At 64.4% G+C, this 17,875-nt stretch carries 19 protein-coding genes; 12 read left to right on the top strand and 7 right to left on the bottom strand.

Translation table 11 applies throughout. The annotated features are described in order from the left end of the window. The first annotated feature begins 34 nt into the window (after nucleotides 1-34). Nucleotides 35-1,021, top strand: a complete 987-nt coding sequence (locus tag K289_RS0113380; RefSeq protein ID WP_027551980.1) for a tripartite tricarboxylate transporter substrate binding protein — start codon at nucleotides 35-37, stop codon at nucleotides 1,019-1,021. 95 nt (nucleotides 1,022-1,116) lie between these two features. After that, on the top strand, nucleotides 1,117-1,446 hold the full coding sequence (locus K289_RS0113375; protein ID WP_027551979.1) for a hypothetical protein: 330 nt from the start codon (nucleotides 1,117-1,119) through the stop codon (nucleotides 1,444-1,446). A gap of 9 nt (nucleotides 1,447-1,455) precedes the next feature. Here K289_RS0113375 and K289_RS0113370 read toward each other — a convergent pair whose 3' ends face one another. From K289_RS0113370 to K289_RS0113360, 3 genes are read right to left on the bottom strand one after another with little or no spacing between them, the layout of a single operon-like run. Then, entirely contained in the window at nucleotides 1,456-1,923 is a 468-nt protein-coding gene (locus K289_RS0113370) for a YbaK/EbsC family protein (RefSeq protein ID WP_027551978.1), read from the bottom strand. A gap of 21 nt (nucleotides 1,924-1,944) precedes the next feature. Then, complete coding sequence (locus tag K289_RS0113365) at nucleotides 1,945-2,685, bottom strand: haloacid dehalogenase type II (RefSeq protein WP_027551977.1); 741 nt, start codon at nucleotides 2,683-2,685, stop codon at nucleotides 1,945-1,947. Between the two features lie 13 nt (nucleotides 2,686-2,698). After that, entirely contained in the window at nucleotides 2,699-3,583 is an 885-nt protein-coding gene (locus K289_RS0113360) for an amidohydrolase family protein (protein WP_027551976.1), read from the bottom strand. Nucleotides 3,584-3,896: 313 nt separating this feature from the next. Between K289_RS0113360 and ykgO the strand changes: the two genes are divergently transcribed. The 3 genes from ykgO (at nucleotide 3,897) to K289_RS0113345 (ending at nucleotide 5,160) form a co-directional block, all read left to right on the top strand. After that, nucleotides 3,897-4,022, top strand: a complete 126-nt coding sequence (ykgO, locus tag K289_RS0113355; protein ID WP_006611362.1) for a type B 50S ribosomal protein L36 — start codon at nucleotides 3,897-3,899, stop codon at nucleotides 4,020-4,022. A 110-nt stretch (nucleotides 4,023-4,132) separates the two neighbouring features. Continuing rightward, nucleotides 4,133-4,774 (top strand): tetratricopeptide repeat protein, encoded by a 642-nt coding sequence (locus tag K289_RS0113350; RefSeq protein WP_027551975.1) that lies wholly within the window; start codon nucleotides 4,133-4,135, stop codon nucleotides 4,772-4,774. A gap of 125 nt (nucleotides 4,775-4,899) precedes the next feature. After that, nucleotides 4,900-5,160, top strand: a complete 261-nt coding sequence (locus K289_RS0113345; RefSeq protein ID WP_027551974.1) for a hypothetical protein — start codon at nucleotides 4,900-4,902, stop codon at nucleotides 5,158-5,160. 12 nt (nucleotides 5,161-5,172) lie between these two features. On the opposite strand, the gene K289_RS0113340 is transcribed toward K289_RS0113345, so the two are convergent. Next, entirely contained in the window at nucleotides 5,173-5,355 is a 183-nt protein-coding gene (locus K289_RS0113340) for a hypothetical protein (protein ID WP_027551973.1), read from the bottom strand. Nucleotides 5,356-5,684: 329 nt separating this feature from the next. On the opposite strand from K289_RS0113340, the gene K289_RS0113335 reads away from it, so the two are divergent. Then, nucleotides 5,685-6,641: an alpha/beta fold hydrolase gene (locus K289_RS0113335; RefSeq protein WP_027551972.1), complete on the top strand. Its 957-nt coding sequence runs from the start codon at nucleotides 5,685-5,687 to the stop codon at nucleotides 6,639-6,641. Nucleotides 6,642-6,661: 20 nt separating this feature from the next. On the opposite strand, the gene cycA is transcribed toward K289_RS0113335, so the two are convergent. Further along, a complete protein-coding gene (gene cycA / locus K289_RS0113330; protein WP_027551971.1) occupies nucleotides 6,662-7,057 on the bottom strand; it encodes a cytochrome c-550 CycA in 396 nt (131 codons plus the stop codon). A gap of 238 nt (nucleotides 7,058-7,295) precedes the next feature. Here cycA and K289_RS0113325 point away from each other — a divergent pair, with 238 nt between their 5' ends. Further along, on the top strand, nucleotides 7,296-8,789 hold the full coding sequence (locus K289_RS0113325; protein WP_027551970.1) for an FAD-linked oxidase C-terminal domain-containing protein: 1,494 nt from the start codon (nucleotides 7,296-7,298) through the stop codon (nucleotides 8,787-8,789). A 44-nt stretch (nucleotides 8,790-8,833) separates the two neighbouring features. Here K289_RS0113325 and K289_RS0113320 read toward each other — a convergent pair whose 3' ends face one another. Continuing rightward, entirely contained in the window at nucleotides 8,834-9,169 is a 336-nt protein-coding gene (locus tag K289_RS0113320; protein WP_027551969.1) for a putative quinol monooxygenase, read from the bottom strand. A 308-nt stretch (nucleotides 9,170-9,477) separates the two neighbouring features. Between K289_RS0113320 and K289_RS0113315 the strand changes: the two genes are divergently transcribed. The 4 genes from K289_RS0113315 (at nucleotide 9,478) to K289_RS0113300 (ending at nucleotide 13,836) form a co-directional block, all read left to right on the top strand. After that, the gene (locus K289_RS0113315) at nucleotides 9,478-10,716 is read left to right on the top strand and encodes an FAD-binding protein (protein WP_027551968.1); all 1,239 of its coding nucleotides are present in this window, start codon (nucleotides 9,478-9,480) and stop codon (nucleotides 10,714-10,716) included. After that, nucleotides 10,713-12,026 carry a glycolate oxidase subunit GlcF gene (gene glcF, locus K289_RS0113310; protein ID WP_027551967.1) on the top strand — a complete coding sequence of 438 codons (1,314 nt, stop codon included), beginning with the start codon at nucleotides 10,713-10,715 and terminating at the stop codon, nucleotides 12,024-12,026. The genes K289_RS0113315 and glcF overlap by 4 nt, the downstream gene beginning before the upstream one ends. A 77-nt stretch (nucleotides 12,027-12,103) precedes the next feature. Continuing rightward, entirely contained in the window at nucleotides 12,104-12,445 is a 342-nt protein-coding gene (locus tag K289_RS0113305; RefSeq protein WP_027551966.1) for a hypothetical protein, read from the top strand. Nucleotides 12,446-12,825: 380 nt separating this feature from the next. After that, nucleotides 12,826-13,836, top strand: coding sequence for a TorF family putative porin (locus tag K289_RS0113300; RefSeq protein ID WP_027551965.1), 1,011 nt, complete (start codon nucleotides 12,826-12,828; stop codon nucleotides 13,834-13,836). A gap of 203 nt (nucleotides 13,837-14,039) precedes the next feature. On the opposite strand, the gene K289_RS0113295 is transcribed toward K289_RS0113300, so the two are convergent. After that, the gene (locus K289_RS0113295; protein WP_027551964.1) at nucleotides 14,040-15,803 is read right to left on the bottom strand and encodes an ABC transporter ATP-binding protein/permease; all 1,764 of its coding nucleotides are present in this window, start codon (nucleotides 15,801-15,803) and stop codon (nucleotides 14,040-14,042) included. Between the two features lie 295 nt (nucleotides 15,804-16,098). Here K289_RS0113295 and K289_RS0113290 point away from each other — a divergent pair, with 295 nt between their 5' ends. Then, complete coding sequence (locus tag K289_RS0113290; protein ID WP_027551963.1) at nucleotides 16,099-17,763, top strand: L-lactate permease; 1,665 nt, start codon at nucleotides 16,099-16,101, stop codon at nucleotides 17,761-17,763. The last annotated feature ends 112 nt before the right edge of the window (nucleotides 17,764-17,875 follow it).

Here is a 17,875-nt window from a genome sequence, read left to right as displayed (position 1 = left end):
GAACGAAAAACAAAATCATATTGGGGGGCTGCCGATGAACCGTCGTGACCTGCTGCGTGCCGCCGCAGCATTGCCGCTCGCGCAGACCGTGATCTCGCGTTCGGCGCTCGCGCAAGTTTATCCGGCGCGCAACATCACCATGATCGTGCCGTTTCCGGCCGGCGGCCAGGCCGATCTTGCGGCGCGCCCGGTGGCGATGGCGCTGGAGCGGATCCTCGGCAAGGCGGTGATCGTCGACAATCGCGCCGGAGGCGGCGGCGGATCGGTCGGCAACGCCGCAGCCGCGCGGGCCGAGCCCGACGGCTACACCCTGCTGATGACACTGTCCTCGCTCGCGGTGCTGCCGGAGGCCGACCGGCTGTTCGACCGTCCGGTCGCCTATGAAGTCTCGCAATTTATGCCGATCGCGCGCGTGCTCGCCGATCCGACGCTGCTCGCGGTGCCGGCCTCGGCTCCGTGGAAGACTGCACAGGACTTCGTCGAGGATGCGAAGAAGCGCCCCGGCCAGATCACCTATGGCTCGTCGGGACCCTACGGCACGCTGCACGTGGCGATGGAGATGTTCGCGAGCAGCGCCGGCATCAAGCTGCTGCACGTGCCGTTTCGCGGCGCCGGACCCGCGCTGACCGCGATCCTCGGCGGCACCGTCCAGGCGATCGCGGCTGCACCCGGCACGCTGAAGCCGCAGGTCGACGACGGCAAGCTGCGCGTGCTCGGCAATTGCGGCGCGCAACGCATCGCGAGCTTCCCCGATGTGCCGACCTTCCAGGAACTCGGCTACAAGGACGTCGAGATGTACATCTGGGCCGGCCTGTTCGCGCAAGCCGCGCTGCCGGCGCCGATCGCGATCCGTCTGCGCGAGGCGATGGCGCAGGTGATGACGAGCCCGGACGTGCTCAGATCGTTCGAGGCCGCGGGCAGTCTCGTCGCCTATCAGGATGCGCCGGCCTTCTCGCAGTTCGTGGCAATCGACAGCGCGCGTCTGATCGAAGCGGTGAAGAAGATCGGCAAGGTGGAATAGGTTCCGAACGCCCTTTCACATTTTGTTGTTGGTCCAGAACCCGGCCGCGCCTCATTGATTGAAGACTGTTTGAGGCAATCAGGAAGGATCGGGACATGCGAACAGAGCGGATAGCGCTGGGTGTTGCGCTCGCAATTGGTGTCGCGCAGGGCGCAGCATTCGCCCAAGAATATCGCGGCACCATGGAACAGCAGATGGCGTGCACGCCGGATGTGTGGCGTTTGTGCAGCGACCAGATTCCGGACAGGAACCGCATCGTGGCCTGCCTGCAGCAGAACACGCCGCAGCTCTCGAGTGCGTGCCGGGCGGTGTTCGAATCCAACAACCGGGCCCAGCCGCAGCCGCCGGTGCCGCGCAATCGCGTTGCGCCGCCGCCGCGCTACAACAACGCGCCGCCTCCGCCGCCCTATTACGACGAGGATTAATAGACTCGTTTAGGGCCGGTGCTCGCAGACATCGACCCATTCGGCCGCGACCAGCTCGGCCATGCGGTAGGGCGTGATGCGTACCGCGCTATGGGTCGAGCCGGCGGCCGGCACCACCACGTCGAACGCTTTCAGCGAGACATCGCAATAGATCGGCAGCGGCGCCTTCAATCCGAACGGGCAGACGCCGCCGACCTCATGGCCGGTGATGTCGGCAACCTCTTCCAGCCCCAGCATCTTCGGCTTACCGCCGAACTGCGCCTTGACCTTCTTGTTGTCCATGCGCGACGTGCCGGCGGCGACGATCAGGATCACGCGCTCGCCGATCCGCAAGGACAGCGTCTTGGCAATTCGCCCGGGCTCGACGCCATAGGCTTCTGCGGCCAGCGCCACGGTTGCGGAGCTGATCGGGGACTCGATGACTGATATGTCGGGGGCTTTCTCGGCGAAGAAGGCGCGGACGGATTGAAGGCTCATTCCTGACTGCTCATTCCGAACTTATGGGCGGGCGGCGATCCCGGGCAGCTCGGATAGCGCGCGGACACGGTGATCCGGCGCAAACCCAAGTTCGTCCATCTGGGTCCGGATCGCCTTGAACATGGTGAGCGGTGCCACGAGTTCGTTCTCGACGCAAGCGAGCGCCATGGCTTCGGGCGTCACCCGCTCGATCCAGGCGACGTTCAGCCCGAACGCCTTCGCGCCCGATACGTCCCACGGATTGGATGAGACGAACAGCACTTCGTTCGGCTCGGTGCCGAGCGCTTCGCCGATCAGCTCATAGGCCTGCGGGCTCGGCTTGAAGACCTTCTTCGCATCGACGCTGATGGTGGCGTCGAGCAGCTGGTCGAGCTTGGTGTTGCGCACCAGCGCATTCAGCATGTCCGGGCTGCCGTTGGAAAGGATCGCGAGCTTGCGCGGCTTCAGCGCCGCGAGCGCGCTTGTTGCGTCCGGATAGAGGTCGAGATGCAGGTACTTTTCGATGACACGCTCGAACGCCTCGGTGTCATAGTCGAGCCCGAGCACGCGCAGCGTATAGGCAAGCGAGTCGCGCGTGACTGTGGCGAAATCCTGGTAGCGCCGCATCAGCGAGCGCAACCAGGTGTATTCGAGCTGCTTGATCCGCCAGACCTGCGTGATGATCTCGCCGTAGCCCGGAAAGGCATCCTCGGTGATCTCCGCGACCGACTGGATGTCGTAGAGCGTTCCGTAGGCGTCGAAGACGACGGCTCTGATCGTCACGTTGACCTCTCGGCTAGATCCCCAACAGCTTGCGCGCGTTGGCCTTGAGCACCTTCGGCCGGATCTCGTCGCGGATGTCGATCTTGGCAAAGTCCGACAGCCAGCGGTCCGGCGTGATCACCGGCCAGTCCGAACCGAACAGCATCTTATCCTGAAGGATCGAGTTGATATAGCGCACCAGGATCGGCGGAAAATATTTCGGCGACCAGCCGGACAGGTCGATATAGACGTTCGGCTTGTGGGTCGCGACCGACAGAGCTTCCTCCTGCCAGGGGAAGGAGGGGTGGGCGAGGATGATCTTGAGGTCGGGGAAATCCGCCGCGACGTCGTCCATGTACATCGGGTTGGAATATTTCAGCCGCATCCCCATGCCGCCGGGCATGCCCGAGCCGACGCCGGTCTGGCCGGTGTGGAACAGCGCGATCGCGCCGCCATTGTTGATCTCTTCATAGAGCGGATAGGCCATGCGGTCGTTGGCGTAGAAACCCTGCATGGTCGGATGGAATTTGAAGCCGCGGACGCCGTATTCCTCGATCAGCTTGCGCGCCTCGCGCGCCCCGAGCTTGCCCTTGTGCGGGTCGATCGAGACGAAGGGGATGAGGACATCGAGATGGTCGGAGGCGACCTCCAGCATCTCGTAATTGTTGTAGCGGCGGAAGCCGGTCTCGCGCTCGGCGTCGACCGGGAAGATCACGGCGGCGATGTTCTTGGAGCGGTAGTAGGCCGCGGTTTCCGGCACGGTCGGCGGATGCTTGTTCGGCGACTTGAAATACTCCGCCATCTGCGCCTGGAAGTCGTCATAGCCGTCGTCGGGATGGCAGCCGCAGGGCTCCTCGGCATGGGTGTGGATGTCGATTGCGACGACGTCATCGATGTTGGGCAGCTTCAATTTCGGCATTGGCTTCTTTCCTCCCGATCTGGCAAATTGATTATATGATATAACGAATTTGACAAGGGGCAGTAGCGCTTGGCAGGCAGGACCCGCCGGCCCGGCCATTTTCCCCGCGTGGCGATGAGCCCGTTTCAGCCCTATCTGGGGTTAATCGGCTCGGAATTAAGCCTGTCGCATTGACATTCGGTCCCGCCATGGCTTAGAAACCGCCCCGTCCCGGGCGGTCGGTCCGCCGGCGGGAAAAATCTCATTTTGCCACATTCGCGCGTGCCGAAACGGTAGTGCCGAACACGGCCTTTCGAACGTTCAGGATTCTGCCATGAAGGTCCGTAACTCGCTGAAATCGCTGCGCGGTCGCCACCGCGCCAACCGCCTGGTCCGCCGCAAGGGCCGGGTCTACGTGATCAACAAGGTGCAGCGCCGCTTCAAGGCGCGCCAGGGCTGATTTTCGCCCCGGCGGCGTGTTCTGCGCGCGCCCCACAAGACCACGGTCTCACACGACTTTGACGCCGTCCTTGCTTTGCAAGGACGGCTTTGCGCGTTTAGACTTTCACCATGGCAGTGAGATTCTCGTTCGCACGCACCCTGTGTCTGGCCGTCGTTCTGGCCGGAACCGCTTTGGCCCCGGCCGTTGCGCAGGACGACCCGGCCGCCCCGCCCGCCAAGCAGCAGAAGAAGCTGCCCGAGGCGCCGGCGAAGCTTCCCAAGGTCGACCGCGGCAAGAATCTCGATTTCCTGTTCGGGGCGCTGAAGGCCGCCCCCGACGATGCCAGCGCCAAGCATGTCGAGGCGCGGATCTGGGCGATCTGGCTGCAGACCCCGAGCGACACCGCGGCGCTGCTGATGGCACGCGCCAAGGCGGCCGTGGATGCACAGAAGGTCGACGTGGCGATCAAGCTGCTGGATGCCGTCATCAAGCTCAGGCCCGATTATATCGAGGCCTGGAACCGGCGCGCCACGCTGTACTACATGCAGAACGACTATGGCCGTTCGCTCGCCGACATCCAGCAGGTGCTGATCCGCGAACCCCGCCATTTCGGCGCGCTCGCGGGCCTCGGCATGATCATGCAGGAGGTCGGCGACGAGAAGCGCGCGCTCGATGCCTACCGCAAGGCGCTCGCGATCAACCCGCACCTCGAGAAGGTCCCCGAGCAGGTCAAGGCGCTGACCGAGAAGGTCGAAGGCCGCGACATCTAGCCGACAAATCGAGCCGTTCTCGAGCGATCGCGGCGCGCGGAAATTAACTACGATCCAAGGGTATGTTTCGGCGGGGGTGTTGTTGCCGCCGCCGCGGACGTACGTCCATGGCAGGAGCAAAAGCCATGAAGCGTTTCATCCTCGCAGGTGCGTTGCTGCTGGCGTTGGGCAACGCCAGTCTGGCCGATGGTTTGTTCTGGGTGGTCGGCAACCACGCCACCGGCAAATGCGACATCGTGACCAGTAACCCGGTCATCATTGGCGACATCTGGTTCGGGGACGGTCCCTACAAGTCCAAGGCCGACGCCAAGCTCGCGCGCTCGACCATTCGCGCCTGTCCCGCGGTCACCCCCGACGAGGAAAAGGACGAGGACAGCGCGAACTAGACCGGTTGCGGCCTAGTGCAGGACGCTGGTGCCGCGCTCGGCGAGGCCGCGGTCGGCGGCTGCGGCATAGAGCTTCGCGAGCTCAGTTTCGAGATGCTCGTTGATCAGGAGCAGGGCCCGCACCGCGCCGCGCAGGTCGCCGTTGCAGCTCGCGACGATCTCGTCGATCGCGGTGTCGTTGGATCTGAAGCTCATCGAAAATCCTCCGGTTCAAACCATGACAATCCTACCGGTCTTTCCCGCGTTCCCATGGATTGCGAGGAGGATCGGCGCCCACCCGCCTCTAGATGGCCGAACCGACCGTGGCGATTATATGGAAGCCGCCATGACGGCCGCATGAAGCTGGCCCGAGGCTTGTGTATTGTCGTGGAAGATCGTTGATTTTACTGAGTTTTCCCAAATGACAATTGTGCACATATCCACAGGCCCGGTCGTTCCTGTGGTGGTGATCAGCCGCCCGGAGCGAAACTGCCGCCTCCAACACCCGTAGCTGCCATGTGCCCAGAATTGTCCGGATTGTCTTCATGGTCGTGATCTTAGTCGTGGCGGCGCTGATCATGCTGGCGCTCGCCACACAGGCCGGGGTCCTCGCCCTGCAGCGCGCCTTTCCACCACAGGGGCAGATGGTCGAGGTCGACGGTGCGACGCTTCACGTCGTCGATGTCGGCCCGCGCGATGCCGGCCTGCCGATCGTGATGCTGCACGGCGCAAGCTCCAATCTCGAAGCGATGCGCCGGCCGCTCGGCGATCTCCTGGCGAAGCACCACCGCATCATCCTGATCGACCGTCCCGGCCACGGCTGGAGCACCCGGGCGAGGCGGCGGGATTCGACGCCACAGATCCAGGCGCGGATGATCGATGAGGCGCTGGCCAAACTCGGCATCGCGCGCGCGATCTTCGTCGTGCATTCATGGAGCGGGGCGCTCGGCGCACGCCTTGCGCTCGATCATCCGCAGCGCGTTGCCGGCCTCGTCATGCTGGCGCCAGTGACCCATCCCTGGCGCGGCGGCGTCGGCCGCTACAACGAGCTCATCGCGATGCCCGTGATCGGTCCGCTGCTCGCCTACACCATCACGCTGCCGCTCGGCTACGTCCTGGCCGAATCCGGTGCACGCAACGTCTTCCTGCCGCAGGTGATGCCGGACGGTTTCGTAAGGGATTCCGCGACGCCGCTGCTGCTGCGCCCGCGCGAATTCATCGCCAATGCCTTTGATCTCGTGACGCTGAAGGCGTCGGTGGCCGCGCAAGCTCCGCGCTATGGCGAGATCTCGGCGCCGGTCGTCATCATCGCGGGCGAGCCCGACAAGACCGTGTCGACCAATATCCATGCGCGTCCGTTTGCCGCGATGGTGCCGAATGCGAAGCTGATCGTGCTGCCCGATCTCGGGCATATGGTGCAGAACGCGGTGCCGGATCTCGTCAAGACCGAGATCGAGGCGATGAGCGACGCAATCACCTCGGTGCAGGCGGCCGCCGATTAGCGGCCGCCTCGCGACTTGCGTTACTGCTTGATCTTGCCGTCCTTGTCGAACTGCGAGACAAAGGCCCAGAGATTGTTGATCTCCGTCTCGTTCTTGATGCCGGCGAACGCCATCTTGGTGCCCGGGATCTTGGCCTTCGGGTCCTTGATGTATTCCTTGAACGTCGCCTCGTTCCAGGTGATGCCCGAATTCTTGTTCGCGTCAGAGTAATTGTAGTCGGGCGCGGTGCCGGAATGACGTCCGTCCAGACCATTGAGCTCCGGTCCGACCTTGTTCTTGGCGCCTTCGCCGATCGCGTGGCAGGCCAGGCATTTGTTGAACGAGGTCTTGCCGGCGGCGGCATCCTGCGCCATCGCGGCGGACGCCGTCGCGGTCACGGTGAGGATCATCAGTGCGCCAAAAGTCAGTTTTTTCATCGGATGCTCTTCGTCTCTTCCCGGGGGTCAGATTGAGGATCGTGGTTTTGGCAGGTCCGGTGCAAGCGGACAAGCCGCGAAAGTTTGACAGGTTTCGCGATAGCAAACTTGCCCCAGAGAGAACTTGCGCTGCAACAAAGCAATGCGACCTTCGGATGGGCCTACCCAAACCACCGCGGACGTGCTTGATTCGTCGTGACAAATTGATCGTTCGGCGCAGAGCCGGAAGGGACGTCCAATGGCCATCATGATGCCGGCAGCCGACCAGGCTGTGCTGGCGCGGCGCGCGGAGATCGTCGCCGCGCTGCGCGCAATCGTCCCCGGCGAGGGCGTGATCGACAGCGCTCCCGAAATGCGGGCCTATGAATCCGACGGGCTGACCGCCTATCGGCAGCCGCCGATGGTGGTGGTGCTGCCGGATACCACCGAGCAGGTCTCGCAGGTCCTGAAATATTGTGCAGCTCACGGCATCAAGGTGGTGCCGCGCGGCTCCGGCACCTCGCTGTCCGGCGGCGCGCTGCCGCTCGAGGACGGCGTGCTGCTTGGCCTCGGCAAGTTCAAGCGCATCCGCGAGATCGATTTCGACAACCGTGTCGTCGTCACCGAGCCCGGCGTCACCAATCTCGCGATCAGCCAGGCGGTCGCGCATGCCGGCTTCTACTACGCGCCGGATCCGTCATCGCAGATCGCCTGCTCGATCGGCGGCAATGTCGCGGAGAATTCTGGCGGCGTGCACTGCCTGAAATACGGCATGACCACCAACAACGTGCTCGGCTGCGAGATCGTGCTGATGAGCGGCGAGATCCTGCGCATCGGCGGCAAGTCGACGGAGAATTCCGGCTACGATCTGATGGGCGTCATCACCGGCTCCGAAGGCCTGCTCGGCGTCATCACCGAGATCACGGTGCGCATCCTGCAAAAGCCGGAGACGGCACGTGCGTTGATGGTCGGCTTCGCAGAAGTCGAGGCAGCCGGCGAATGCGTGGCGCGGATCATCGGCGCCGGCGTCATTCCCGGCGGCATGGAGATGATGGACAAGCCCGCGATCCACGCCGCGGAGGCCTTCGTCCATGCCGGCTATCCCCTCGATGTCGAGGCGCTGCTCATCATCGAGCTCGACGGCCCGTCGATCGAGGTCGACGAACTGATCAGCCGCGTCGAGGCAATCGCCAATGGTTGCGGCTCGACCACCTGCCAGATCTCGACCTCGGAGGCCGAGCGCAACCTGTTCTGGGCGGGCCGCAAGGCCGCATTCCCGGCCGTGGGCCGAATCTCGCCCGACTATCTCTGCATGGACGGCACCATCCCGCGCGGCGCGCTGCCGAAGGCGCTGGCACGGATCCGGGAGCTGTCGGAAAAATACCAGCTCGGCTGCGCCAACGTATTCCACGCCGGCGACGGCAATCTGCATCCCCTGATCCTCTACGATGCCAACAAGCCCGGCGAGATCGAGCGCGCCGAGGCCTTCGGCGCCGACATCCTGCGCGCCTGCGTCGAGTTCGGCGGCGTGCTCACCGGCGAGCACGGCGTCGGCATCGAGAAGCGCGATCTGATGGGCGACATGTTCACCGAGATCGACCTCAACCAGCAGCAGCGCCTGAAATGCGCCTTCGATGCGCAGGGCCTGCTCAATCCCGGCAAGGTGTTTCCGACCCTGCATCGCTGCGCCGAGCTCGGCCGCATGCATGTCCATGCCGGCAAGCTGGCGTTTCCGGATCTCCCGCGGTTCTAGGGGATCGTGCGGAGGGAAGAGCAAGCTCCTCCCTCCAAGGCCACTTAAAGCAGCCCGTATTGAGTCCGCTCGCGCTTGGCCAGCAGCGGCAGCGCCTTGCCGGCGATGTAGGTCTTGAAGTGCGCGCTCTCTTGGTGGGCCTTGAAGGCCGCCTCGTCGCGGAACAGTTCGTAGAACAGGAACTGGGCCGGATTATCCTTGGCGCGGCTGATCAGGAACAGTTTCACGCCGGGCTCGCTTTGCGCTTCCGGGAGGAAGCCGCGCAGGATCTCGGCGACCCGGTCGGCCTCGTCGGCCTTCGCTTCCCATTGCGCCACGACCAGAAGGCCGCCGCCGGTCACATCATGGATGGTGTGCTGGTTCGTTGTCTGTTGGTTCATGGTGGAACTCCTCGCTTGCAGGACCCCGCGGGGCGCGGCGAACGCAGCTATCCGCAAGGGACAGTTCGATAGATAGCGAAGTCTGCGCGTCAATGATTCGATGTTGATCGAAGTGCGGATGTTCGGCGGCGGGGTCGATGCGGGTGCTGTCCAGATCCACAGGGTGAGGGGCCGCCAACGGGTTCGCGCGAAGCGCGGCTCGGCAAGCCCCTCAGGATGAGGGGAAGGACCCAAGCCACTGCGCTCCGAGGCGCCGTCGTCATGCGTCGAATTGATTTCCGCCGCGAATTTCGGTACCCGCTAGAAGTGTGGATACGCTCAAGGTCAGAGACGCCAAAGACGTCGAAGAGGTGGTGCGCGCGGCGATTGCCAATGAGCAGCCGCTCGAGATCATCGGTCATGGCACCAAGCGCGGCATCGGCCACGCGATGGCCACCAACGCCGTGCTCGACGTCTCCGCGCTCAGCGCGGTGACCTCGTACGAGCCCAACGAGCTCATTGTCACCCTGCAGGCCGGCGCGCCGCTTGCGGACGTGCTGTCGCTGATCGATTCCAAGAACCAGCAATTCGCCTTCGAGCCGATGAACACGGCGCCACTTCTGGGCACGCCGCCGTTCGGCACGATCGGCGGCATGATCGCGGCGGGCCTCGCCGGCCCGCGGCGCATCCGTGCGGGCGGGGCGCGCGACCATCTGCTCGGGGCGCACGCCGTCTCCGGCTTCGGCGACAGCTTCAAGACCGGCGGCAGGGTGGTGAAGAATGTCACCGGCTACGATCTCTGCAAGCTGCTTAGCGGCTCCTGGGGCACGCTGTCGGTGATGACGGAGGTCACGCTCAAGGTCATGCCGAAGCCTGAGGCCGAGCGGACGCTGCTGCTCCGCGGGCTCGACGATGCCGCCGCCAACAAGGCCATGACCGCGGCGCTCGGCTCGCCCTACGACGTCTCCGGCGCTGCGCATCTGCCGAAATCGGCGTTCCGCGCCAGGACGGACGGCCTTGGCGACATCGCAGGCCAGGGCGAGGCGCTGACGGTGCTGCGGCTCGAGGGCATCAAGGCCTCCGCGGTTCACCGTGCGGGCTCGCTGCGCGAGTTGCTGGCGCCGTTTGGGACCGCGACGCTCATCGAGGATGCGGCGTCCGCGACGCTATGGGCCACGATCCGCGACGCCCTGCCGTTCGCGGCGGGCGGCGCGCTCGGTGCCTGGCCGGTCTGGCGAATCGTCTGCCCGCCGGCCTCGGGTGGAGCGCTCGGCGCGCAATTGGGCCGCGAGACCGGGGGCGACGTGATCTACGATTGGGGTGGCGGGCTGATCTGGGCCGCGCTGCCGCCGAAGGGCGATGCGCATGCGTCGACCGTGCGACAGCGCGTCGATGCCTTCGGCGGGCATGCCACGCTGATCCGGGCGGCTGAGGACGTCAGGCGCAATGTCGACGTGTTCCATCCGCAGGCCGTTGGGATCGCGGCGCTGAGCGAGCGGGTCCGCGCCAGCTTCGATCCGAAGATCATCCTCAACCGTGGACGGCTGACGCGGGGCGTTGCGGCATGAAGACCGAATTCTCACTCGCGCAGCTCGCCGACCCCGACATCGCGGAGGCCGACAAGATCCTGCGCGCCTGCGTCCATTGCGGGTTCTGCACCGCGACCTGTCCGACCTATGTGCTGCTCGGCGACGAGCTCGATAGCCCGCGCGGCCGCATCTACCTGATCAAGGAGATGCTGGAGAAGGACCAGGCGCCGACGGCGGATGTGGTCAAGCACATCGACCGCTGCCTGTCGTGCCTTGCCTGCATGACGACCTGCCCCTCAGGGGTGAACTACATGCACCTCGTCGACCAGGCCCGGGTCAGGATCGAGCAGCGCTACCAGAGGCCGCTCGCCGAGCGGCTGTTGCGCGCGCTGCTCGCCTTCGTCCTGCCGGACCCGCAGCGCTTCCGAGCCAGCATGTGGCTGGCCCGGCTGGCGCGCCCCCTCACCGTGCTCCTGCCGACCCCGCGGCCGTCGCCGACGCCCGGCCTGATCCAGCGGATCAAGGCGATGCTGGCGCTGGCCCCACACCGCCTGCCATCACCGGGGCCTGCCCCGGGCAGCGTGTTCGCGCCCCTCGGCAAGAAGCGGGGCCGGGTCGCGCTGCTCCAGGGCTGCGCGCAGCAGGTGCTGGCGCCGCGCATCAACCAGGCCGCCATCAATCTCCTGACCCGGCACGGCATCGAGGTCGTCCTGGTCAAGGACGAACAATGCTGCGGCGCATTGACCCATCACCTCGGCCGCGACGACGACGCGCTCGCCCGTGCCCGCGCCAATGTCAGGGCATGGCGTGCGGAAGCGGCGAGGGAGGGGCTCGACGCCATCCTGGTGACCACGTCCGGTTGCGGCACCGTGGTCAAGGACTACGGCTATCTCCTGCGCGAGGATCGCGACTTCGCAGCCGATGCGGCACAGGTCTCTGCGCTGGCCAAGGACATCACCGAGTACGTCGCCGGTCTTGGCCTCGCGCCAACGATGCGAGGCGACAACATCGTCGTCGCCTATCACTCCGCTTGTTCATTGCAGCACGGGCAGAAAATCACGGGGCTTCCGAAAGAATTGCTTTCCAAGAATGGATTCGTGGTGAAAGATGTCCCAGAGAGCCATTTGTGTTGCGGTTCGGCGGGGACCTACAACATTCTCCAGCCCGACCTTGCGGGCAGGTTGCGCGATCGCAAGGTCGCCAACATCGCGAGCGTCAAGCCGGACATGATTGCCGCGGGCAATATCGGCTGCATGGTGCAGATTGCCAGCGGCACGTCAGTTCCGGTCGTACACACGATTGAGCTTCTCGATTGGGCGACGGGCGGTTCGCGGCCGGCATTGAACTAGTCGAGCGGCGCTGCGTCCCGAGGTGACGACTGAAGACGCCCGATGAACCATTGTTAGGCGGCAACAGGAGGACCACGATGGCGAAGGCGAAGAAGAAGAAAAGCAAGAAGGCCAAAAAGGCGAAGAAGGTTGTAGCGGCGAAGAAGACCGCGAAGAAGAAAGCAGCAAAGAAGTCCGCGAAGAAAGCGGCCAAGACGTCAGCCAAGAAATCGGCCAAGAAATCGGCAAAGAAGGCCGCACCGAAGACGGCAGCCAAGAAGGCCGCGAAGAAGGCCGCCCCCAAGAAGCGCGCGAAGGCGAAGGCTGCTCCGGCTCCGAAGGCGCCGGCACCGATGGAGGCTCCGGCTCCCGAGCCCGCACCGGAAACAAGCTGGGCGATGCCCTCCGCGGATTCGACGCCGGCCGAAGGTCACGGCTAGGCTCTCCCGTATCCTCCGGAACGACCTGAAGACGGGAGGCCGCAGCCGGGATGCTGCGGCCTTTTCGCATCGCCGGGACCGGCGCCGAATCATGCTGCGGTTTGATTCGTGGCCCGAAGTCCCCACAGCATGGCCGTCTCCGTAGCACCACGGGTGCCGGACACACGGGGAATGCAAAAGCTGTGTTCGGAATGCAACACACGGCGACAACCTTTCGTGGAAAGGCTTGAACGCCTAAAAAGTCAGCAGATGCCGTCGATTTTTGCTTCCGGCTTAACTGCCCCCGCTCCAGATTGCGACCGTTGTTTTTCAGTCAGGTATCGCTCGCCCTTGGGGGGCTCCAGATCCGACTGTGGGTTCAGACTGGTATGGGGATCGAAATGAAGAAAGTGACTTTGTTGGCAACGGCGCTGGCAATGGTGACGGGTTCGGCACTGGCGGCAGATCTGCCGGTGAAGGCTGTGAAGGCGCCGCCGCCGCCCGCCTTTGACCCGTGGGACGTCGCCTTCGGCGGCGGCATCATGAGCGACTACATCTTCCGCGGCATCACGCAGTCGAACCACAAGCCGTCGGTCACGGCCTATTTCGAGCCGCGCTACAACGTCACCAAGGACCTCCAGCTCTACGTGGGCGTGTCCGGTGAGAGCATCTCCTTCCCGAACCGCGCCGCGGCCGAGATCGATGTCTATGGCGGTATCCGCCCGACCTTCGGTGCCTTCGCCTTCGATATCGGCGTCTGGGGCTACCTGTATCCGGGCGGAAGCTGCTTCTTCGGCGGCAACGGCGTCGACTTCGCGGGCAACTTCCAGGGCGCCGATTGCGCCTCGCAGGCCCTGATCAACGGCAACGTGATCAAGAAGGACCTGAGCTTCTTCGAAGTCTACGGCAAGATGACCTACACGGTGAACGACAACTGGGCGTTCGGCGTGAACGAGTACTATACGCCGAGCTACCTGAACTCCGGTGCCTGGGGCAACTATACGTCGATCACCGGCAAGTACATCGCGCCCAGCACGATCTTCGGCTCGAGCGGCGTCGGCATGTATGTGTCCGGCGAATTCGGCCGTCAGTGGCTGGGTACGTCCGACAGCTTCTACGGCACGCAGACCTTCCCGAACGGCATCAAATATGCCGACTACAACACCTGGAACATCGGTATCGGCTTCACCTACAAGGTCTTCACGCTGGACCTGCGTTACTCCGACACTGATCTGTCCAAGGGTAACTGCAACGCCTTCACCAGCGACTTTGCTGCCCGCGGCAACATCGCTGTGAACCAGGGTACCTCCCTCACTCCGATCAATCCGTCCGGCGTCGGCTCCAACTGGTGCGGCGCGGCCGGTATCGCCAAGCTGTCGTTCGACCTGACGGCGATGACCAACCTGAAGTAAGTTTCTCCCGAGACTGACTGAAAAGGGCGGCAGGATAACCTGCCGCCCTTTTTGCTTTTTGGGCCGCGAAGGTCTTTCGCGGAGGCGCCGGATTGATAGCCGTCGTCATGCCCGGGCATCCACGTCCTTCGTGCCACTGGGCAAGACGTGGATGGCCGGGACGAGCCCGGCCATGACCGCTACGGAGGACAGCGCGAGCGGTCTCAGCGCGCCGCGCTCGGCTCTGCCTCGGCCGGCTCGGTGCTGTTGCCGAGAATGTGGAGCTCGCCACTCTCAGACATCGCCACCTTGCGTGTATGGAAGACGTCGAGCGTCGAGCGGTGCCCGATCGAGACGATGGTGGCATGCGGCAGCTTGTCCGTCAGCAGCCGGTACAGTCGGTTCTCGGAGGGCTCGTCGAGCGAGGCGGTGGCCTCGTCGAGGAACAGATAGTCCGGCGTATGCAGCAGCGCGCGGGCGAGCCCCAGGCGCTGCTGCTCGCCCAGCGACAGCGTCCGGTTCCAGTGCCCTTCCTCGTCGAGCCGATCGGCCAGCCGCGGCATGCCGACGGCCGTCAGCGCCTCCCTGATCTTGTCGGCCGCGATCGTGCCGTGCTCTGCGGGGTAGATCACGGCGTCGCCGAGCGGCCCTACCGGGAAATACGGCCGCTGCGGCAGCATCATCAGCCTGGCCTTTTCGGGAATGGCGATCGTGCCGGTACCGAACGGCCAGATGCCGGCGATGGCGCGGAACAGCGTCGATTTGCCGGAGCCCGACGGTCCGGTCACCAGCACCCGCTCCGACGGCTGGATCGTGAAGCTGTCGGCCGCGACCAGGGGCGCGCCGTTCGGCAGCTTCACCAGCAGTTGCTTGAGCGCGATTGCCTTGCCTGCGCCGGCTGGCGCGACGCCGATGGTCGGCTCCTGCGTGCCGATATGGACCGCCGAGCTGACCGACATCTCGAAGCCGTCGAGACGGGCGACCACCGCGCGCCATTCGGCGAGCGAGCGATAGGCCGTGACGAAGAAGGACAGCGCATCCTGCACGCTGCCGAATGCCGAGCCGGTCTGCATCATGTCGCCAAGCTGGATCCTCTTGGCGAAGAAGGCGGGCGCCACCATCACATAGGGAAAGACCACCGCCGCCTGCTGATAGCTCGCCGTGAACGCGGTGAGACGCTTGGTCCGGCTCATGATCTCGTACCAGTTGGCGATCACGAATCCGAAGCGGTGCAACAGGCGCCCTCGCTCGGCGCCTTCACCCTTCAGGAGCGCGATCTGTTCGGAATTTTCGCGCACCCGGACCAGGTTGAAGCGGAAATCGGCTTCAAAGCGCTGCTGCTCGAAATTCAGGTTGACCAGCGGCACACCGATCCAGTGCGTCAAGGCCGTGCCCAGGATCGCGTAAGCCAGCGCACACCAGACCAGGAAACCGGGGATGGTGAGATCGGTGCCGTAAATGTGCAGGGGCGCCTTGTCGGACAGGCCCCACAGGATGACGATGAACGAGGCCAGCGTCACGATCGCGGACAGCAGACCGAGGCCAATGGTCAGCGTTTGCTCGACGAACGTCTTGACGTCCTCGGTGATGCGCTGGTCCGGGTTGTCGGCGGCGTCGCCCCTGAGCTGCATACGGTAGTGCGTGGCGCCCTCAAGCCATTCGCCGAGATAGTGCCGCGTCAGCCATTGCCGCCAGCGGATCTGCAGCCATTGGTTCAAATAGAGCTTGTAGACGGCCAGTGCGACGTAGGTGAACGCGAGGCCAAGGAAGATCCAGATCTCCCGGACGAACTCGTCCAGATCATAGGCCTGGAGTGCACTGTAGAACCGGTTCTGCCACTGATTGACGAGGACGTTGATCGCGACCAGCGCCAGCTCGATCGCGACGACGGCGACGAGCAGGCCGCGGCCGGCCCATTTGTCCTCCGATCGGAAATAGGGGATGGCGATTCGCCAAACGGTCGCGAGCGTGGCGCGGATGTTCTTCACAGAGCGGGTCTCCTGCGGGGGTGTGCGCAACTGCCTGTAGCAACGGCGGAAATAAGCGCGCTTAGACTAAAGTCGCAAGTTGTGCAATTTGCGTTGTCCGGGTCGGCGACCCTAGCATGGGCATTGACGGCGCGGGGTGGGGGCCTTTCGGACTTCGCGAGCTTGTGAGCGGATGGGAACCGCCGCGTATCGCAGGGGAATTCGCTACAGGCTCGGGGGTTATCGCTACCAGCGTCAAGCAGGCCGGTTGTCCACGCTGGCTGTCCTGCCGCACGAATGCGTGGGGGAGGAAGACATGTGGAATCAAATCTATAACCCGCTGAACAACGCGGCGCTGTCGACCATCGCGGCGGCCATTCCGGTCGTCTCGCTCTTGATCATGATCGCGAGCGGGCGCGTGAAAGCGCACATCGCGGCCGTGATCGCCGTGATCATCACCAATCTGATCACGATCTTCATCTTCACCATGCCGGCGGGCATGTCGATCCGCGCCTCGGTGCTCGGCATCGTCACGGGCTTTTTCCCGATCGGCTGGATCGTTCTCAACGTCATCTTCCTCTACCAGGTCACGGTGAGCACCGGGCGTTTTGAACTACTCAAGCGCGCCATCGGCGGCGTCACCGAGGACAGGCGCCTGCAGCTCTTGCTGGTCGCGTTCTCGTTCGGCGCGTTCTTCGAAGGCGCCTCGGGCTTCGGCACGCCGGTCGCGATCACCGGTGCGGTGCTGATCGGCCTCGGCTTCTCGCCGCTCGCCGCATCAGGCCTGTCGCTGATCGCCAACACCGCGCCGGTGGCTTATGGCGCACTCGGCACGCCGATCCAGGGCCTTGCGTCCGTCACCGGGCTCGATCCCTACATCCTCGGCGCGATGGTCGGCCGGCAATTGCCGTTCTTCTCCCTGATCGTGCCGTTCTGGGTGGTCTGGGCGTTCGCGGGCTGGCGCGGCATGAAGGACGTCTGGCCGGCGATCCTCGTCACCGGCGTGTCGTTCGCGGTCCCGCAATTCGTGATCTCCAACTTCATCAATCCCTGGATCGTCGACATCGGGGCGTCGTTGATCTCGATGGGCGCGCTCATCCTGTTCCTGAAGGTGTGGCAGCCGAAGCAGCTCTGGTTGTCGCCCGAGCTGCGCGGCCACGACGAGTCGGCCGCGCAAATGGAAAAGGCCACGCCGCTCGACAAGACGCCGCTCACCCAGTCCGAGTTGTGGAGCGCGCTCTTGCCGTGGATCATCGTCTGTATCGTGATGCTGATCTGGGGCAACGGTGCGTTCAAGACCTGGGCGAACTCGATCTTCACCTGGAACTACGCCGTTCCCGACCTGCACCAGATGATCAACAAGATGCCGCCGGTCGCCGCCAAGCCGACGGCGGAAGGCGCGGTGTTCTCGTTCACCTATCTGTCGTTCACCGGCACCGGCATGCTGATCGCGGCGATCATCTCCGGCGTCCTGATGGGGGTTGGGCCGGGGCGCCTGCTGGTGGAGTATGGTCGTACGATCCGGCTGTGCGCGATCTCGCTGATCACGATCTCGGCGATGCTCGCGATCGGCACGCTCACCCGCCTCTCCGGTGTCGACGCGACGCTCGGTCTCGCCTTCGCGGCGACCGGCGTGCTCTATCCCTTCTTCGGCACGCTGCTCGGCTGGTTGGGCGTGGCGCTGACGGGATCGGATACCGCCTCGAACATCCTGTTCGGCAACCTGCAGAGGATCACCTCCGAGCAGATCGGCCTGTCGCCGGTGCTGATGGCGGCGGCGAACTCCTCCGGCGGCGTGATGGGCAAGATGATCGATGCGCAGTCGATCGTGGTCGCCTCGACCGCGACGCGGTGGTACGGGCATGAGGGCACGATCCTGCGCTTCGTGTTCTGGCATTCGATCGTGCTGGCCTGCTTGGTCGGCGTGCTCGTGACGTTGCAGGCCTATGTCTGGCCGTTCACGGCGCTGGTGCTGAAGTAGCCTCGCGCGTCCTGCTGTAACGAATCCCCGCGGGTTAAGTCCCGCGGGGATTTTTGCGCCTGCGGTGCACGAACCTTCTCAATATTGCCGCCGTCTTATAGAAGGTGCGCCG

Origin of the sequence: Bradyrhizobium sp. Cp5.3 (assembly GCF_000426265.1) — a bacterium.
GTDB classification, from domain to species: Bacteria; Pseudomonadota; Alphaproteobacteria; order Rhizobiales; family Xanthobacteraceae; genus Bradyrhizobium; species Bradyrhizobium neotropicale.
This window is presented reverse-complemented; position numbering and strand designations above follow the sequence as displayed.

Excerpts from the sequence above, each read along its gene's own strand:
- K289_RS0113380 (WP_027551980.1), top strand. The coding sequence starts at position 35 with ATGAACCGTCGTGACCTGCTGCGTGCCGCCGCAGCATTGCCGCTCGCG.
- K289_RS0113375 (WP_027551979.1), top strand. The coding sequence starts at position 1,117 with ATGCGAACAGAGCGGATAGCGCTGGGTGTTGCGCTCGCAATTGGTGTC.
- K289_RS0113370 (WP_027551978.1), bottom strand. The coding sequence starts at position 1,923 with ATGAGCCTTCAATCCGTCCGCGCCTTCTTCGCCGAGAAAGCCCCCGAC.
- K289_RS0113360 (WP_027551976.1), bottom strand. The coding sequence starts at position 3,583 with ATGCCGAAATTGAAGCTGCCCAACATCGATGACGTCGTCGCAATCGAC.
- ykgO (WP_006611362.1), top strand. The coding sequence starts at position 3,897 with ATGAAGGTCCGTAACTCGCTGAAATCGCTGCGCGGTCGCCACCGCGCC.
- K289_RS0113350 (WP_027551975.1), top strand. The coding sequence starts at position 4,133 with ATGGCAGTGAGATTCTCGTTCGCACGCACCCTGTGTCTGGCCGTCGTT.
- K289_RS0113345 (WP_027551974.1), top strand. The coding sequence starts at position 4,900 with ATGAAGCGTTTCATCCTCGCAGGTGCGTTGCTGCTGGCGTTGGGCAAC.
- K289_RS0113340 (WP_027551973.1), bottom strand. The coding sequence starts at position 5,355 with ATGAGCTTCAGATCCAACGACACCGCGATCGACGAGATCGTCGCGAGC.
- K289_RS0113335 (WP_027551972.1), top strand. The coding sequence starts at position 5,685 with ATGGTCGTGATCTTAGTCGTGGCGGCGCTGATCATGCTGGCGCTCGCC.
- cycA (WP_027551971.1), bottom strand. The coding sequence starts at position 7,057 with ATGAAAAAACTGACTTTTGGCGCACTGATGATCCTCACCGTGACCGCG.
- K289_RS0113325 (WP_027551970.1), top strand. The coding sequence starts at position 7,296 with ATGGCCATCATGATGCCGGCAGCCGACCAGGCTGTGCTGGCGCGGCGC.
- K289_RS0113320 (WP_027551969.1), bottom strand. The coding sequence starts at position 9,169 with ATGAACCAACAGACAACGAACCAGCACACCATCCATGATGTGACCGGC.
- glcF (WP_027551967.1), top strand. The coding sequence starts at position 10,713 with ATGAAGACCGAATTCTCACTCGCGCAGCTCGCCGACCCCGACATCGCG.
- K289_RS0113305 (WP_027551966.1), top strand. The coding sequence starts at position 12,104 with ATGGCGAAGGCGAAGAAGAAGAAAAGCAAGAAGGCCAAAAAGGCGAAG.
- K289_RS0113300 (WP_027551965.1), top strand. The coding sequence starts at position 12,826 with ATGAAGAAAGTGACTTTGTTGGCAACGGCGCTGGCAATGGTGACGGGT.
- K289_RS0113290 (WP_027551963.1), top strand. The coding sequence starts at position 16,099 with ATGTGGAATCAAATCTATAACCCGCTGAACAACGCGGCGCTGTCGACC.